This window comes from Salmonella sp. SAL-020, from assembly GCF_017372215.1.
Taxonomy (GTDB): domain Bacteria; phylum Pseudomonadota; class Gammaproteobacteria; order Enterobacterales; family Enterobacteriaceae; genus Salmonella; species Salmonella enterica.
Map to the genome: position 1 here is coordinate 392,356 of NZ_CP071690.1, position 16,794 is coordinate 409,149.

Below are 16,794 nucleotides of genomic sequence, written 5' to 3' on the forward strand. Positions count from 1 at the left end.
CCCGTTAACGCGACGGGTGATAAGGAGATCGACCGTTATGGCTTTTAAAACCTGGCAAATAGGATTGCATATTCAGCAGCATGAAGCGCTGGCCATCGCCGTTATTCGCGGCGCATCGGGCTGGTCTCTGCAACGTTGGTGGCGACTGCCGCTGATGAACGCCTCCACGGCAGAGGGTACGATTCCTGACCCGCAATCGCTGGCTCACGTACTGCGACCCTGGAGCCGTGAGCTGCCGCTACGTCACCGTATTTATCTCTCTTTTCCCGCAAATCGGACATTGCAACGCGCTTTTCCACATCCGCCGATGCGTCTGCGGGAACGTGAGCAAGTCGCATGGCTTTCACAAACGATGGCGCGTGAGCTGGATATGGATCCGGACTTATTGCGTTTCGACTTTCAGGACGATGCGCTGAGCCCCGCGTTCAACGTTACCGCCGTGCAAAGCAAAGAAATTTCAGCGCTGTTAACGCTGGCGCAAACGCTCAATGTGCGCATCGCTGCTGTAACGCCCGATGCCTGCGCGTTACAGCGCTTGCTGCCGTTTATACCTTCGGGGCGGCAATGTCTGGTCTGGCGCGATGAGAGCCAGTGGCTGTGGGCGACGCGCTATGCGTGGGGGCGTAAATCGGCGCGCGAGGCGACGACGCTGCATGACCTTGCCGCAACATTATCCGTCGTGCCGGAACATATTTCGTTATGCGCCGAGGGCGAATTCGACCCCTGGCGCGCCGTAACCGTCCGCCAACCGCCGGTTCCGCCGGACGGTTATCGCTTTGCGATTGCGCTGGGTTTAGCCATAGGGGAGATACGCTGATGGCGCATTCTGTCAATTTGCTCCCCTGGCGGCGCCAACATTACGTAGCGCGTCTGCGGCTGTGGTGCGTGGTATGGGGCGCGTCCCTGCTGCTGATAGCAAGCCTCGCGACGATCGCCCGGTTGGTTTTTTGGCAGGAGGGGAGGATTAATGAACTGCTACTGACGGCGGAAAACGGACACACGACGGCGCTTGCGGCGAACATACCGCAGTTGCAGCAGCGTCAGCGGCAGCAACAGGCGCGATTACAACGTCAGGCGCAGCGTGAACTGACGCAAGCCTGGCAATCTATCTTGACTGACCTTGCCAACCTGTTGCCAGAGCAGGCATGGCTGACAAGCCTCAATTATCAGCAAGAGACGCTAGAGCTGGAAGGGCTGGCGAGAACGTTTGACGCCCTGCTCACGCTTGAGACATCGCTTCGTCACTATGTCAGTTTTCCGCTAAACCGCACGGGCGCCACGCAGCAGGATGCGCAAGGGCGCTGGCAGTTCCATTATCAGTTAACGAGGAGCGCCGCCCGTGAACGCGCTCTTTGATATCTGGTACGGGATGTCGCGCCGTGGTCGGGTTTTTGGTTGGTGTGCAGGCGTGCTGTGCCTGACGCTGACGGTCACGTTATCTGTGGGCTATCCCGGCTGGAAGACGCTGCATACGCAACAAACGCGGTTAAGCCAGCAGCGCGAGGCCGCCCGGCAACAGTGGCGTCATCTGCGCCGTCTGAGCGTCGCGGCTGAACCGCTGTTCGGGCGCACCGTGGAAAATCCGCGTCCTTTTTCGCCGTTAGATTTCCAGGCGCCTCCCCTGCGTTTGCTGCACTGGCAGCCATCGGCGCAGGGGGGAGAAATGGCGCTGAAAACGTCCTGGGATGCGGTGCCGTCGCTGTTTGTCCGGTTGGCCGAAAGCGAGATGAGCGTAAGTCGGTTTTCATTGCGTAAAGAGGGGGCGGAATTATTGATGACGCTGCAACTGGAGCGCCTGGCGAATGAAGGCTAGCCGCAGTGTATTGCTCTGTTTTTGTTTGCTGATGTTGACAGGAATGCGCGATCCCTTCCGCCCGCCGGAAGATCGCTGCCGGATAGCGGAACTCTCGCAGTGGCGGTATCAGGGCGCGGTGCGTAAAGGCGAGCGATGGACAGGCATTCTTAAAGATAGTCAGCAAAAATGGCGACGAGTGGAAGAAGGGCAGACGCTGGAAAACGGTTGGACGATTGTCCGCCTGACGGCGGAAGCCTTAACGTTAACGACCGGTAAAAATTGTGCGCCGCCGCAGTGGCGGTGGCTACGTCAGGGAGCGGACAATGAAGCGATGGATAGCCATAATACTGATAGCCTTGATGCCCGCCGCGCAGGCGGGAAAAGCGGCGAAAGTGACGCTGGTGGTTGACGACGTCCCTGTGGTGCAGGTTTTGCAGACTTTAGCCGAACAGGAGCGGCAGAATCTGGTGGTGTCGCCGGACGTCAGCGGGACATTATCGCTACATCTGACGGATGTGCCGTGGAAACAGGCGCTACAGACGGTGGTCAATAGCGCTGGGCTGGTGCTGCGTCAGGAGGGGAATATTCTCCATGTTCATTCACAGGCCTGGCAGAAAGAACACAGTGCGCGGCAGGATGCCGAGCGGTTAAGGCTTCAGGCTAATTTACCGCTGGAAAACCGCAGCATTAGCCTGCAATACGCCGATGCCGCCGAACTGGCGAAAGCGGGCGAGAAACTCCTGAGCGCGAAGGGAACCATCATGGTAGATAAGCGCACCAACCGCATGCTGTTGCGCGATAACCGCGCGGCCCTTGCGGAGCTGGAAAAATGGGTATCGCAAATGGATCTGCCGGTGGCGCAGGTGGAGCTGGCGGCGCATATCGTTACCATTAACGAAAAGAGTCTACGGGAACTGGGCGTAAAGTGGACGCTGGCTGACGCGACGCAAGCGGGCTCGGTGGGTGACGTGACGACGCTTTCCAGTGATTTATCTGTCGCCGCCGCCACCTCACGCGTCGGGTTTAACATCGGGCGCATTAACGGACGCTTGCTGGATCTGGAGCTGTCAGCGCTGGAGCAAAAGCAGCAGTTGGATATTATCGCCAGCCCCCGGCTGCTGGCTTCCCATCTGCAGCCAGCCAGTATCAAGCAAGGCAGCGAAATTCCTTATCAGGTTTCCAGCGGCGAAAGCGGCGCGACCTCCGTGGAATTTAAAGAAGCGGTGCTGGGGATGGAGGTGACGCCCACCGTTTTGCAAAAAGGGCGCATCCGCCTGAAGTTACATATCAGCCAGAATGTTCCCGGTCAGGTACTACAACAGGCTGACGGCGAAGTGCTGGCGATAGATAAACAGGAAATTGAAACGCAGGTAGAGGTAAAAAGCGGCGAGACGCTGGCGCTGGGCGGTATTTTTTCGCGAAAAAATAAATCGGGTAGCGATAGCGTGCCGCTGTTGGGGGATATTCCCTGGCTTGGTCAGCTCTTCCGCCATGACGGCAAAGAGGACGAGCGACGCGAATTAGTGGTGTTTATCACCCCCAGACTGGTGGCGACAGAATAATTTATGCATAAAAAAGCGCTGTTTTTGCACTGAACGCATCTGCGGGATTTGACGTGCGGATGTATTTAGCATACAAGGAGTACCGATTTGAGAGTCGTGCTTTTCGTTGCTTACGCATTGATTAATGCGCTTTGCCTTGCCGAAGGTGTGCATAAGACCGATGATAAACGGCTGAATGTCCGCTGATGCAGACGTATTGGTTCTGCGGATTGCGCACAATTGTTTGAAAGTAGAGCAATTTGTAGGCCGGATATGTTGTTCTGGTCGCCATTCGGCAACGCTAACTCGGGTTTTGCAACAATCAGGCTTGGTGATTTATTCAGTTGCCAAACCCGCTTGAGTATTGAGATAATTTTCAGTCTGACTCTCGCAATATCTTATGAGGTTTCAGTTCATGTCCTGCTGCGCTGGGTGTCTGTGAAGCGGGTTTACCATTAACGAATAGTCTTAGTAGTACCGAAAAAATGGCAGAGAAACGCAATATCTTTCTGGTTGGGCCTATGGGTGCCGGAAAAAGCACTATTGGGCGCCAGTTAGCTCAACAACTCAATATGGAATTTTACGATTCTGATCAAGAGATTGAGAAACGAACCGGAGCTGATGTGGGCTGGGTCTTCGATGTTGAAGGTGAAGACGGCTTCCGTAATCGTGAAGAAAAAGTTATCAACGAATTGACGGAAAAACAGGGTATTGTGCTGGCAACCGGCGGTGGCTCTGTAAAATCGCGTGAAACGCGTAACCGTCTCTCCGCGCGTGGCGTCGTGGTCTACCTTGAAACGACCATCGAAAAACAACTGGCGCGCACGCAGCGTGATAAAAAACGCCCGCTGTTGCAGGTTGAAGCACCGCCTCGCGAAGTTCTGGAAGCGCTGGCTAACGAACGCAATCCGCTGTACGAAGAGATTGCCGACGTCACCATTCGCACCGACGATCAAAGCGCTAAGGTTGTGGCAAACCAGATTATTCATATGCTGGAAAGCAACTAATTCAAGCAGAATACGCTGGGTAAGCGGGCACAAGTAACTAAGGTGGATGTCGCGTCATGGAGAGGATTACAGTCACTCTCGGGGAACGTAGTTACCCGATCACCATCGCGGCTGGTTTGTTTAACGAACCAGCTTCATTCTTGCCGCTGAAATCAGGCGATCAGGTCATGTTAGTGACCAACGAAACCCTGGCGCCGCTTTATCTGGACAAGGTTCGCGGCGTACTCGAACGGGCGGGCGTTAACGTAGACAGCGTGATTCTTCCTGACGGCGAGCAGTATAAGAGCCTGACGGTGCTGGATACGGTGTTTACGGCGTTACTGAAAAAACCGCATGGTCGTGATACCACTCTGGTCGCGCTTGGCGGCGGCGTGATTGGCGATCTCACCGGTTTTGCGGCGGCCAGCTACCAGCGAGGCGTACGTTTCATCCAGGTACCAACTACCTTACTGTCGCAGGTTGATTCTTCCGTGGGCGGGAAAACCGCCGTCAACCATCCCCTTGGCAAAAACATGATTGGCGCGTTTTACCAACCCGCTTCTGTGGTTGTCGATCTTGATTGCCTGAAAACGCTTCCCGCACGCGAACTGGCATCGGGGCTGGCAGAGGTGATCAAATACGGCATTATACTCGACGCAGACTTCTTCACCTGGCTTGAGGGTAATCTGGATGCGCTATTGCGTCTGGACGGCCCGGCGATGGCGTACTGTATTCGCCGTTGTTGCGAGCTGAAAGCCGAAGTTGTTGCCGCCGACGAGCGTGAAGCGGGCTTACGTGCTTTACTGAATCTTGGACATACCTTTGGCCACGCCATTGAAGCGGAAATGGGATATGGCAATTGGTTACATGGTGAAGCCGTTGCCGCAGGTATAGTGATGGCTGCGCGCGCATCCGAGCGTTTGGGGCAGTTCAGTTCTACTGATACGCAGCGCATCATCGCTCTACTCGAACGGGCCGGGCTGCCAGTCAATGGCCCTTGCGAGATGTCCGCGCAGGACTATTTGCCGCACATGCTGCGAGATAAAAAAGTGTTAGCGGGGGAGCTGCGTTTAGTGCTTCCGCTGGCCATAGGGAAAAGTGAAGTGCGCGGCGGAGTGTCGCACGAAGTCGTTCTTAGCGCGATTGCTGACTGTCAGCAGGCGTAACAACAAGAAAGGTCAGACTGATATTGCGTAGATGTCAGTCTTTTAGCTTCAGGTTATGTGCAATGTCGTAAGCATTAACCTTTGAGTGGGGTGTTAAATGGATGAATTCAAACCAGAAGACGAGCTGAAACCCGATCCCAGCGATCGTCGTACTGGTCGTTCTCGTCAATCTTCAGAACGCGATAATGAGCCGCAGATCAACTTTGATGACGTTGATCTGGATGCCGACGATCGCCGTCCGACGCGTACGCGTAAAGCGCGTAGTGAAGAACCTGAAGTTGAAGAAGAGTACGAATCCGATGAAGACGATACGGTGGACGAAGAGCGTGTTGAACGCCGTCCACGTAAGCGTAAAAAAGCGGCCCATAAGCCAGCCTCTCGTCAATACATGATGATGGGCGTTGGCGTACTGGTGCTGCTGCTGTTGATTATCGGTATCGGCTCCGCGCTGAAAGCCCCCTCAACGTCTTCCAGCGAGCCGTCGGCCTCTGGCGAAAAGAGTATCGATCTTTCCGGTAACGCCGCCGATCAGGCGAATGCGACCCAGCCTGCGCCGGGCGCCACCTCCGCAGAACAAACCGCGGGCAATACGTCGCAGGATATTTCGTTGCCGCCGATTTCTTCAACGCCGACGCAGGGACAGTCACCTGTGGTCGCTGACGGTCAGCAGCGCGTGGAAGTACAGGGCGATCTGAATAATGCGCTGACGCAGAATCCAGAGCAGATGAACAATGTTGCGGTGAACTCTACGTTGCCGACAGAGCCTGCAACCGTCGCGCCAGTTCGCAATGGCAGCACGACGCGTCAGGCGGCGGTTAGCGAACCTACCGAGCGTCATACCACGCGTCCGGAACGTAAACAGGCCGTCATTGAACCTAAGAAACCGCAGACCACGGCGAAAACCACGACTGCGGAACCGAAGAAACCGGTCGCGCCAGTGAAACGTACGGAACCGGCAGCGCCAGCCGCGACGCCGAAAGCGACCACCACGACGGCTGCGCCGACAGCGACGGCAAGCGCTGCGCCGGTACAAACCGCGAAGCCAGCGCAAGCCTCGACGACGCCTGTCGCAGGCGGCGGGAAAAGCGCCGGCAACGTTGGCGCGTTAAAGAGCGCGCCATCCAGCCACTACACATTGCAGCTCAGTAGTTCTTCAAATTACGACAACCTGAACGGTTGGGCGAAGAAAGAGAACCTGAAAAATTATGTGGTATACGAGACGACGCGTAATGGACAACCGTGGTATGTGCTGGTAACGGGGATGTATGCTTCGAAAGAAGATGCTAAACGTGCGGTGTCCACCTTACCTGCCGATGTGCAGGCGAAAAACCCGTGGGCAAAACCGTTGCATCAGGTTCAGGCCGATCTGAAATAATCCAGGCTGTGTCCTGCAATTGCCTGTGAGTGTCGCTGACAGCTATTTTTGTTCAGGACAGGCGCGAGGGGCGCATTTGCTACCGTCAAATGCGCCGTAAAGCAACGCGGCACAGCCTAAAGCGCAGGATGCTGTCGGAGCTTTCTCCACAGCCGGAGAAGGTGTAATTAGTTAGTCAGCATGAAAAAAAATCGCGCTTTTTTGAAGTGGGCAGGGGGAAAATACCCTCTGCTTGATGATATCAAACGACATTTGCCAAAAGGCGAGTGCCTTGTCGAACCTTTTGTGGGTGCCGGATCGGTGTTTCTTAACACCGACTTTTCTCGTTATATCCTCGCCGATATCAACAGCGACCTTATTAGCCTCTATAACATCGTGAAGTTACGTACTGACGAGTATGTACAGGCTTCGCGCGAGCTGTTTATGCCTGAAACTAACCAGGCTGAGGTCTATTACCAACTCCGCGAGGAGTTCAACACCTGCCAGGACCCCTTTCGTCGGGCGGTACTGTTTTTATATCTGAACCGCTACGGTTATAACGGACTCTGTCGCTATAACTTACGCGGGGAATTTAATGTACCGTTTGGTCGTTATAAAAGACCTTACTTCCCGGAAGCGGAGTTGTACCACTTTGCAGAAAAAGCGCAGAATGCGTTCTTTTACTGTGAGTCATACGCAGACAGTATGGCGCGTGCGGACAAGTCGTCGGTGGTCTATTGCGATCCGCCTTATGCGCCGTTGTCCGCCACGGCTAACTTCACAGCGTATCACACCAATAGTTTTAGCCTGACGCAACAAGCGCATCTGGCGGAAATCGCTGAGAATCTGGTCAGTAACCGGATACCGGTGCTCATTTCCAACCATGATACGGCGCTCACACGCGAGTGGTATCAACTCGCAAAATTGCATGTCGTCAAAGTTAGACGCAGTATAAGCAGCAACGGCGGCACACGTAAAAAGGTGGACGAACTGCTGGCTCTGTACCAACCAGGAGTCGCAACGCCTGCAAGAAAATAATTCTCAAGGAGAAGCGGATGAAACAGTATTTGATTGCCCCCTCAATTCTGTCGGCTGATTTTGCTCGCCTGGGTGAAGACACCGCCAAAGCGCTGGCTGCCGGTGCTGATGTTGTACACTTTGACGTCATGGATAATCACTATGTGCCGAACCTGACTATCGGCCCGATGGTGCTGAAATCCCTGCGTCAGTACGGTATTACCGCGCCTATTGATGTCCACCTGATGGTCAAGCCAGTCGACCGTATCGTGCCCGACTTTGCCGCCGCTGGCGCGAGCATCATTACCTTTCACCCGGAAGCCTCCGAACATGTTGACCGCACGCTACAGCTGATTAAAGAACACGGCTGTAAAGCGGGGCTGGTATTCAACCCGGCAACGCCGCTCAGTTATCTCGATTACGTCATGGACAAACTGGATGTGATCCTGCTGATGTCCGTGAACCCAGGCTTCGGCGGCCAGTCTTTTATTCCGCAGACGCTGGATAAACTGCGCGAAGTGCGTCGCCGCATTGATGCGTCCGGTTACGACATTCGCCTGGAAGTGGACGGCGGCGTGAAGGTGAACAATATCGGCGAGATCGCCGCAGCAGGTGCGGACATGTTTGTTGCGGGGTCGGCAATTTTCGATAAACCCGACTACAAAAAAGTAATTGATGAAATGCGCAGTGAGCTGGCAAAGGTAACTCATGGATAAGTTACAGAATATTCGGGGCGTCGCCTTTGATCTTGACGGTACGCTGGTGGATAGCGCGCCGGGTCTTGCCGCGGCGGTGGATATGGCGCTGTATGCGCTGGAACTGCCGGTCGCGGGCGAGGAGCGCGTGATTACCTGGATTGGTAACGGCGCAGACGTATTGATGGAACGCGCGCTGGCCTGGGCTCGCGAGGAGCGCGCCACGCTGCGTAAGACGATGGGGAAACCGCCCGTTGATGAAGATATTCCTGCCGAGGAACAGGTACGCATTCTGCGTAAACTGTTCGACAGGTATTATGGCGAAGTGGCGGAAGAGGGCACTTTTTTATTTCCGCATGTCGCCGACACGCTGGGCGCGCTGCACGCCAGCGGATTGTCATTAGGTCTGGTGACGAATAAGCCGACGCCGTTCGTCGCGCCGTTGCTGGAATCGCTTGATATCGCCAAATACTTTAGTGTGGTTATCGGCGGCGATGATGTGCAAAATAAGAAGCCGCATCCGGAGCCGCTGTTGCTGGTGGCAAGCCGGCTGGGCATGATGCCGGAGCAGATGCTTTTTGTCGGCGATTCGCGTAATGATATTCAGGCTGCAAAAGCGGCGGGCTGCCCTTCGGTTGGCCTGACATACGGCTACAATTATGGCGAAGCGATCGCTCTTAGCGAGCCGGACGTCATTTATGACAGTTTTAACGATCTTTTGCCCGCACTTGGGCTTCCGCATAGCGATAACCAGGAAATAAAAAATGACTAAGCCCATCGTTTTTAGTGGCGCACAGCCCTCAGGTGAATTGACCATTGGCAACTATATGGGGGCATTGCGTCAGTGGGTAAACATGCAGGATGACTATCATTGCATCTACTGCATCGTAGACCAACATGCTATTACCGTGCGTCAGGACGCGCAGCAGCTACGTAAAGCGACGCTGGATACGCTGGCGCTGTACCTGGCATGTGGTATTGATCCTGAAAAGAGCACTATTTTCGTTCAGTCCCATGTGCCGGAACATGCGCAGCTTGGCTGGGCGCTGAACTGCTATACCTATTTCGGCGAGCTGAGCCGTATGACGCAGTTTAAAGATAAATCTGCGCGCTATGCGGAAAACATTAACGCCGGCCTGTTTGATTACCCGGTGTTGATGGCGGCAGACATCCTGTTGTACCAAACCAATCTGGTGCCGGTAGGCGAAGATCAGAAGCAGCATCTGGAACTGAGCCGCGATATCGCCCAGCGTTTTAACGGGCTGTATGGCGATATTTTCAAAGTACCGGAACCGTTTATTCCAAAATCCGGCGCGCGAGTGATGTCGCTGCTGGAGCCGACAAAGAAAATGTCCAAATCGGACGATAACCGTAATAACGTGATCGGCCTGCTGGAAGATCCGAAATCGGTAGTGAAGAAAATCAAACGTGCGGTCACTGACTCCGACGAGCCGCCGGTAGTGCGTTATGATGTGAAAGAGAAAGCGGGTGTCTCTAACCTGCTGGATATCCTTTCCGCCGTGACCGGTCAGAGCATTCCTGAACTGGAAAAACAGTTTGAAGGTAAAATGTATGGCCATTTGAAAGGCGAAGTGGCGGAGGCGGTTTCCGGAATGCTGTCTGAGTTGCAGGAGCGCTATCACCGTTTCCGCAACGACGAAGCGTTCTTACAGAAGGTGATGAAAGACGGGGCGGAAAAAGCCAGCGCACGTGCGGCCGAAACGCTGAAAGCCGTTTACGAAGCCATTGGCTTTGTGGCGAAACCGTAACGGTAATTTCTTGCCCGATGGCGCTGGCTTATCGGGCCTACCAACGAGCGTAAGTTGGACAAGGCATCTGCGCAGTACCGTTTATCAGACCTGTAAAAAAACCGGGAAAATCCCGGTTTTTTTGTATCTGCGCAGTCGTTTCTATTATTGATCGGCAGCCGGGCCGCAACCGCCAATAATTTTAGAAATAGAAATTGCAGGGTGCAGCAAATAATCGTAGCTGCAGTTATTTTTTTTGTTTTCGATATGACCAGTACAAGCAGTGAGCGTCGCCAGAACCCCTGCCACAACGGCAATTTTTACAAATTTAAACATTTCAAAATCCTTGTTGATAAAACGAGCACTACTGATGGAATAAATATAAGATCTATTTAGCGTATAGTACGATAGCAATTATTAAACTATACAGGTAGTCCAAATAAGGACTTTATCTTTACCAGATGATATGATTTAAAAAGGCCGATTAATAATAAGCGGCCTTTATTAGTGTTATATAATGTCGTTTATTTAACGAAATGTTTTCTTAACGTTAAGCATAAAGCCTTTATCGCTGATACCGTCTTCCTTCCACTGGTAGGCATCCAGATGTAGCGCGGTATCATTGCTGCTGTATTTCACGCCGATGGTTGCCAGGCCATTAATGCCGCCGCCTTTTTGACCGTCATCCACGCCGAACGATTGACCCGCCGCACCCTGTAATGACGCTGTACGCTGGCTCTTGCTGTAGCTCAGGTTCGGGCCGCCTTCCAGGGTAGCTGTGGCGCTCCAGCCGTCTTTCCCGGCGTAATCCAGCTTCAGGCCGACAATAGAGTCTACCGCCGTTTCGTTGCCAGAGTTCATGGACAGGTTAAAATCTCCGGCGCTGCGCTCTTTGTAGCCATCTTCCATGGTGTGACGGAATTTCACTCCGGCATACGGCGTGACTTTCAGCGTATCACTCATCATGGTGAAAGTTTTCGCCCCTTCACTGCGAAACTCAAGGTACTGCTGACGCATGTCGGAATCGGCAATTTTATTGACATCGCCATAGGCGACAGAACGGCTGCTGTCGAGGTTATGTACGTCATAGCGCAGGCTGTTGTTCCACGCCAGACCTTCATCAAACGCCATGCTGTGCTTCAGACCAAAGAACTGACTGTAGCCGCCGGTCAGGCCGTTATCGCCCGCGGTTTTCGAACCGTCGCCATCCAGACGCGCAATACCATACTCCAGCGTCAGATTCTGGCTGGCGGTGAGATCCAACGTCTGGCGTAATGCCAGCATGTCGTACTGGGTGTCGTTGCCCAGCTCCGCGCGCGGGTCGCCTTTCGCTACGACGTTAAACGCCAGGCCATCTTTGATCTGCGGCGCGGCGTCGGCCAGCATGGTAAAGCGGTTGCTTAACACCCGGGCTTCACGGAATACCGTGGTGGCTTGAGCACCGCTCACCTGCTTCAGTGCGCTGTTCAGCTCGGCGGTAGTCCCCACATTAAGGCTGGTGTACAGCTCGTTGTTGGTGTAACCGGCGTCCAGCGCACTCGCCACGTCGCTTACCGAGCTGTCGGTGGCCACATCGGCATAGGCGTTTTTGGTCATGGTGACGTCAACGTTGCCGTCGGCATCCTGGCTACCCTGGGCGTTCCACACCACGCTGGTGGAAGTGATGTTGTCCGCGCCCTGGATATTGCTGCCGGTGAAGGCGTTATCCACCACCACGGTGGTATCCGCCGTACCGCTGGTAAAGCCGGTATCCACCTTCACGTTGTCGCCAATCACCAGGTTATTGGCTTTCAGCGTACCGGAGCTACCGTCGGCGTTGGTGCCAACAATATAGTTGGAGAGCTGCTGCGGCGCGTTGGGATCCGCTGGCGGCGTCGGGATGCTGCCCTCGGTCGGGGCGGTAGTCGCATCCGGGATGACGATGTCCGCTGTCCCGTTATGGTCGTTCTGCGTGCCCGTAGTACCCGGCGCGTAGATGTCGCAGCCGCTGTCGCACAGCAGGTTGATTTCGCCGTTGTTGATGATGGCTTTGGTCTTGCCGCCAAACGCATACGAGTCATCCGCGTAAACGTTGATCACGCCGTCTGCGGTGTTGTTTATGGTGGTGGCATTACCGTTGCCCTTGATGCCGATAAGCCCGGTGCCGTTGGTGCCGTCCTCCTTGCCCTGCTCGGTACCGACGTTGATGGTGCCGCTATTGACCAGGTTAATGACATAACTGCTGGTGCCGCCGCTAATCGCCACGGCGTTATCGCCCTGCACGTTGATAGTGCCCTGGTTGCCGAAGTTATAGCCGCGGCCCAAATTGATTAGCGGCGCATCCGGGTTAATACCGTTAATCACGCCGGTTGCGGTGTTCCAGATCCATTTGGGGTCATTGCTGCCGTTGGCCGTGGTGATGGCGCTGTAACCGTTAGTGGCGGTGATGGTGCCGCTGTTCACCTGGGTCAGCGAATCGTTGGCGCGCGTCAGATTGATGATGGTGTTCTCGCCGCCTTCCACCGCGCTGCCGCTGTTGGTAAGCGTTGCGTCCTCTTCGTTATAGAAATAGAAGCTGCCGCTGACCAGCGATTTGCCATCTTCCGCCACCGTCATATCGCCAGTATTGACGATTTCCTGCTGGTAGCTGGTGCCCGCTATGGAGCCGGTGAAATCGCCGTTATTGTAAAAAGTAACGTCGCCATTAAGGGTTAACAGATCGGTGGTGATGCTGCCGTCCGCTTCATTAAAGAGGCTGTGCCAGGTGGAAATAGCGTCCGCGTCCAGCGTCCCGTAGTTAGCCAGCGCGTTAGCCCCGCCGTTAATCGTCACGGTGCCGTTGACGGTGAGCGAGGCGCCCGCTTCGTTGTACAGCCAGCCCCCGTTAACGTCCACATCGCCGTTCAGGGTTTCAGTACCGTAGTTGGCCAGCGTACCGGCGGTGAAGAAACCTGTGTCGGAGGTCCTGGTGTCGCTGTCGCCGCTGCCGGGCAGAGACTGAATCCAGATTTTGTCCGTTGGCGTGCCGCCCATGTGTGAATCAGTATCATCCATCGGGCTGCCGTTAAGGTTGATAGAGCCGTTATTGATGATGTAGCTGGAACTGTCGCTCAGAAACGCCTGGCCGTAATCGGCGTCGATGTTAATCACGCCGCTGGTGTCGTTGATGACGACGCCGCCGTTGAGCGCCGCCATCCCGACCAGCTCGTCTGCCTGACCGGTCACGCCGTCATCGGCGGTCAGGGTGATCACGCCCTGGTTAATGGCGGTGCCGCCATTAAGCGCCATCATGCCGAACCCGGCGTTGTTGACGGTAATGTTGCCGGTGTTGATGGCGGTGGCGTCGCCATCGGCATCGGTGGAACCCGCCACCATTCCTGAGCTGGTGAGATAGAGCGATGATGGCTGCCAGTAGCTGGTGCTGGTGATGTTATTTTCATCGTCCAGCGTCGGGACAAGGCCATCCAGATAGATATCGCCTTCGTTTAGTGCTTTACCTCGGCTGGCGGTAACGCCATATACACCTGCCCCCTGCAAATGGATCGTGGCGCCCTCATCGTTAACGACATCGCCATAATCCGAAGCCATCATGGCGTAAAAGGTGTGGGTGTACCATTTCAATGGGTATACTTCAATACCGCCACTGCCCTGCGGCGTCTGATCAGAAATGAGGGTGATATCGCCGCCGGCTTTGTTATGAACAGCCGATCCCTCGCCACTAGCCCTTGTGATGGCTGCACGATCCTCACTACTGTTGCTACTGGTCGCGTAGACCAGAATATCTCCGCTGTTGCTGACTTCCGAGCCGTTATCTGCGCGAATGACGGAATACACGCCATGGCTTGTAATATCGCCTTTATTTTCAATTGATGTGCCTTCGCCATCAGCCATCAGCAACGCGTTGTAGGTGTAATAGCCTGTGGGTATATAACTGACATTAACGTCAACAACTGAGTCATCACCCAGAATCAGGGAGCCGCCGTTGTTGACCCGCGCCAGTACAACGTGCCCCCCCACTACCGTGTTGGTATCAATGGTAGAATGACCGTTTAGCGTAACGGTACTGTTACCGCTGACGCTGATGCCGGTAATGTCTGCAGAGGTTCCATCAAGTGGATCCTCGCTGTGGGTGATATTAATACCGCCGTCAATCTCAACGTCGTTATCATCACCTGTTACGCTCAGGCCAACAACGTCCAGGTATTGTCCGCTGGCGGCGGACAGATCGTTGTCATCAATATTCAGCGCGCCATTAAGGGTAACGGTATTGCCGTTGCCGCCGACGACAACGCCAGTTAACGGGGGAGCCCCGGCAGCCAGGTCATCCTGCCCGTAGTCGGCGCTGATATTTACGTTGCCGGTGATATCAACGGCGTTGCTGTCGCCGCTCACGCTCACCCCTGTCGCTGAGCTAAACACGCCTTCGCTGTCCTGGACTGAGACAACGTTAATATCGCCATCCAGCGTAACCTGCGACATATCGCCGCTCACCAGCGCGCCGGTGCCGTTAAGGCTGACGTCAATATCCCCTTTGTTTTTGAAGGTGTTTTTTTCGCCTGCAACCACAAAACCCACCGAGTCCGCATCACGCACGGTGGCGTTGCCGGTATTTTTTGCTTCATTTCCGGTGCCGTAGGTGATGATGCCCATCGCGCCGTCGGTGACCAGCAGATCGCCCGCCTGGGTCAGGCTGCCGTTGTCGCCGTTGATAATCACGGCGGCAGAGCCCGCGCCATCCACCGCGATATCACCGGTATTGGTGGTATGGGCGTCGTCGCCGTCAATGCGCGTACCGACGGCGCCGCCGGAGATAGTCTGATTACCTTCGTTGATAACGAGCGCGTTGTCGCCTTCGATATACAGCGCCGTGGCGTCTGCGCCGCTGACGGTAGTGCTCCCGGCGTTATCGATAACCACGTTGTCGCCGGTAATGTGGCCGCCGGTGCCGCCGTCGGTGATGGTCATATCACCGTCATTGTTGACGCGGGCGTTATTGCCGTCAATGACGGTGCCGGTGGAGCCTGCGCCGCTGATGTTAGAGGTACCGGTATTCTTAATCGTGGCGTTGTCGCCGTCGATGATGATGGCGGTACCGCCGCCGCTCACGGCAATGTCACCGGCGAAATTGGTGGTGGTGCCGTTGCCGGAAATCAGCGCGCCGGTGGCGTTGTCCACCGTGGAGTGGCCCGAAATGGTGTTGGTGGTGCCGTCACCGGAGATAACCATGCCGGTGGCACCGTCGGTCACACTGGAGTCCCCGGTGAGCGTGTTGACGGTTCTATCGCCGGAAATAATCACGCCGGTGCGATCCTGGCCGCTGATATCCATGCCGCGATCGGAATTATGCGCCTGGTCATCGCCGCTGATAACGGTGGTGTTATCGTCGGCAATAATCAGATAGCCCCGGCTGTCGTACTTCCAGTAGAGACCGTTTTCCTGGGTGCCTTCAATCACGGCGGCATTGGCGTCGGTCACGTCCCAGCCGGTGACGTTCAGCGTTTTACCGTCCGCGGTGGTGAGCTGCCACTGGTTGTCCTGTTCTGAATAATTCCACACGGCACCCTCAAGAACGCTGCCGTTATCCAGTTTGAAGCTGTCGAAGGTCAGGGTGTCTTTGCCTTTATCGATGGTGACGCCGTTGCTGAAGGTAATAACAGAGTCATCTGGGGGCGTGTCGTCGTCATCGCCGCTATCATCGGGCGGGGTTACATCGTCATCGCCGCTATCATCGGGCGGGGTCACATCGTCATCGCCGCTATCGTCGGGCGGGGTTACATCGTCATCGCCGCTATCGTCAGGCGGGGTCACATCGTCATCGCCGCTATCGTCGGGCGGGGTCACATCGTCATCGCCGCTATCGTCGGGCGGGGTTACATCGTCATCGCCGCTATCATCAGGCGGGGTTACATCGTCATCGCCGCTATCGTCGGGCGGGGTTACATCGTCATCGCCGCTATCGTCGGGTGGGGTTACATCGTCATCGCCGCTATCGTCGGGCGGGATCACATTGTCATCGCCGCCATTATCGGGCGTAGGGGGGGTATAAGAATGATTAGAATCTCCGCCACCGTTATTTTCAACGCCAATAGCCACACCTGCGACCAGTGCAGCAACGCCGCCAGCAACCCAGCCCCAGTGATTATCATTTTCAGGTGTAGCAAGGCAGGTCGGTGAAAGTTTTGCGCGTTTTTCTTTAGGCAGGGAGGAGATATTACTGGGACATTCTTTTTCATCATCGTTATTTTCTGCGGCGATGGCCGGAATGTAATAACTTTGTAGCGTTAAAGCGATAGCGATAGAAATAAGTTTTTTCTTTTGCATAGGGTTCATCCTTAATTAATATTTTCCTTGCGTACTAAACATATGCAGAGAGCGGTACAGGCAATGATGAAATGGCCAGAAGAAAAATTATGCTTTAGTGTTTATTTTATCACCCGATAACCAGGTCAGGTCAAATTGAGTGCTTAACGGTGTTATTTATTGTATGAATGAATAAGGGGTGAATTTGACGAG

14 protein-coding genes are annotated in these 16,794 nt (G+C 54.9%); 12 read left to right on the forward strand and 2 right to left on the reverse strand.

The window, feature by feature from the left end; genetic code table 11:
- The first annotated feature begins 37 nt into the window (after window positions 1-37).
- The 12 genes from J1G48_RS01740 (at window position 38) to trpS (ending at window position 10,323) form a co-directional block, all read left to right on the forward strand.
- Window positions 38-817 carry a hypothetical protein gene (locus J1G48_RS01740; protein ID WP_000874739.1) on the forward strand — a complete coding sequence of 260 codons (780 nt, stop codon included), beginning with the start codon at window positions 38-40 and terminating at the stop codon, window positions 815-817.
- Window positions 817-1,356 (forward strand): PilN domain-containing protein, encoded by a 540-nt coding sequence (locus J1G48_RS01745; protein ID WP_000951381.1) that lies wholly within the window; start codon window positions 817-819, stop codon window positions 1,354-1,356. The genes J1G48_RS01740 and J1G48_RS01745 overlap by 1 nt, the downstream gene beginning before the upstream one ends.
- On the forward strand, window positions 1,340-1,813 hold the full coding sequence (locus J1G48_RS01750; RefSeq protein ID WP_000992493.1) for a hypothetical protein: 474 nt from the start codon (window positions 1,340-1,342) through the stop codon (window positions 1,811-1,813). Before J1G48_RS01745 ends, J1G48_RS01750 begins: the two co-directional genes overlap by 17 nt.
- Window positions 1,803-2,204: a DUF2531 family protein gene (locus tag J1G48_RS01755; protein ID WP_000648135.1), complete on the forward strand. Its 402-nt coding sequence runs from the start codon at window positions 1,803-1,805 to the stop codon at window positions 2,202-2,204. Before J1G48_RS01750 ends, J1G48_RS01755 begins: the two co-directional genes overlap by 11 nt.
- Entirely contained in the window at window positions 2,119-3,357 is a 1,239-nt protein-coding gene (hofQ, locus tag J1G48_RS01760; protein ID WP_000832808.1) for a DNA uptake porin HofQ, read from the forward strand. The genes J1G48_RS01755 and hofQ overlap by 86 nt, the downstream gene beginning before the upstream one ends.
- Before the next feature lie 464 nt (window positions 3,358-3,821).
- Entirely contained in the window at window positions 3,822-4,343 is a 522-nt protein-coding gene (aroK, locus tag J1G48_RS01765; protein WP_000818621.1) for a shikimate kinase AroK, read from the forward strand.
- A gap of 56 nt (window positions 4,344-4,399) precedes the next feature.
- Window positions 4,400-5,488: a 3-dehydroquinate synthase gene (aroB, locus tag J1G48_RS01770; RefSeq protein WP_000439826.1), complete on the forward strand. Its 1,089-nt coding sequence runs from the start codon at window positions 4,400-4,402 to the stop codon at window positions 5,486-5,488.
- Between the two features lie 97 nt (window positions 5,489-5,585).
- Window positions 5,586-6,863 (forward strand): cell division protein DamX, encoded by a 1,278-nt coding sequence (gene damX, locus J1G48_RS01775; protein WP_000343147.1) that lies wholly within the window; start codon window positions 5,586-5,588, stop codon window positions 6,861-6,863.
- 180 nt (window positions 6,864-7,043) lie between these two features.
- A complete protein-coding gene (gene dam / locus J1G48_RS01780; RefSeq protein ID WP_000742132.1) occupies window positions 7,044-7,880 on the forward strand; it encodes an adenine-specific DNA-methyltransferase in 837 nt (278 codons plus the stop codon).
- Between the two features lie 17 nt (window positions 7,881-7,897).
- Window positions 7,898-8,575, forward strand: a complete 678-nt coding sequence (gene rpe / locus J1G48_RS01785) for a ribulose-phosphate 3-epimerase (protein WP_000816284.1) — start codon at window positions 7,898-7,900, stop codon at window positions 8,573-8,575.
- Complete coding sequence (gene gph, locus J1G48_RS01790) at window positions 8,568-9,326, forward strand: phosphoglycolate phosphatase (RefSeq protein ID WP_000359649.1); 759 nt, start codon at window positions 8,568-8,570, stop codon at window positions 9,324-9,326. The genes rpe and gph overlap by 8 nt, the downstream gene beginning before the upstream one ends.
- A complete protein-coding gene (gene trpS, locus J1G48_RS01795; RefSeq protein WP_000165562.1) occupies window positions 9,319-10,323 on the forward strand; it encodes a tryptophan--tRNA ligase in 1,005 nt (334 codons plus the stop codon). Before gph ends, trpS begins: the two co-directional genes overlap by 8 nt.
- 144 nt (window positions 10,324-10,467) lie before the next feature.
- Here the strand turns inward: trpS and J1G48_RS01800 are convergent, their stop codons facing one another.
- Complete coding sequence (locus tag J1G48_RS01800; protein WP_000472323.1) at window positions 10,468-10,638, reverse strand: YhfL family protein; 171 nt, start codon at window positions 10,636-10,638, stop codon at window positions 10,468-10,470.
- Window positions 10,639-10,830: 192 nt separating this feature from the next.
- Window positions 10,831-16,611 (reverse strand): autotransporter adhesin BigA, encoded by a 5,781-nt coding sequence (bigA, locus tag J1G48_RS01805; protein WP_012543403.1) that lies wholly within the window; start codon window positions 16,609-16,611, stop codon window positions 10,831-10,833.
- Window positions 16,612-16,794 lie beyond the last annotated feature (183 nt).

Coding starts and splice junctions, on each gene's coding strand:
- rpe (WP_000816284.1), top strand. CDS start 7,898: ATGAAACAGTATTTGATTGCCCCCTCAATTCTGTCGGCTGATTTTGCT.
- trpS (WP_000165562.1), top strand. CDS start 9,319: ATGACTAAGCCCATCGTTTTTAGTGGCGCACAGCCCTCAGGTGAATTG.
- gph (WP_000359649.1), top strand. CDS start 8,568: ATGGATAAGTTACAGAATATTCGGGGCGTCGCCTTTGATCTTGACGGT.
- hofQ (WP_000832808.1), top strand. CDS start 2,119: ATGAAGCGATGGATAGCCATAATACTGATAGCCTTGATGCCCGCCGCG.
- J1G48_RS01740 (WP_000874739.1), top strand. CDS start 38: ATGGCTTTTAAAACCTGGCAAATAGGATTGCATATTCAGCAGCATGAA.
- bigA (WP_012543403.1), bottom strand. CDS start 16,611: ATGAACCCTATGCAAAAGAAAAAACTTATTTCTATCGCTATCGCTTTA.
- J1G48_RS01745 (WP_000951381.1), top strand. CDS start 817: ATGGCGCATTCTGTCAATTTGCTCCCCTGGCGGCGCCAACATTACGTA.
- aroK (WP_000818621.1), top strand. CDS start 3,822: ATGGCAGAGAAACGCAATATCTTTCTGGTTGGGCCTATGGGTGCCGGA.
- J1G48_RS01800 (WP_000472323.1), bottom strand. CDS start 10,638: ATGTTTAAATTTGTAAAAATTGCCGTTGTGGCAGGGGTTCTGGCGACG.
- aroB (WP_000439826.1), top strand. CDS start 4,400: ATGGAGAGGATTACAGTCACTCTCGGGGAACGTAGTTACCCGATCACC.
- J1G48_RS01755 (WP_000648135.1), top strand. CDS start 1,803: ATGAAGGCTAGCCGCAGTGTATTGCTCTGTTTTTGTTTGCTGATGTTG.
- damX (WP_000343147.1), top strand. CDS start 5,586: ATGGATGAATTCAAACCAGAAGACGAGCTGAAACCCGATCCCAGCGAT.
- dam (WP_000742132.1), top strand. CDS start 7,044: ATGAAAAAAAATCGCGCTTTTTTGAAGTGGGCAGGGGGAAAATACCCT.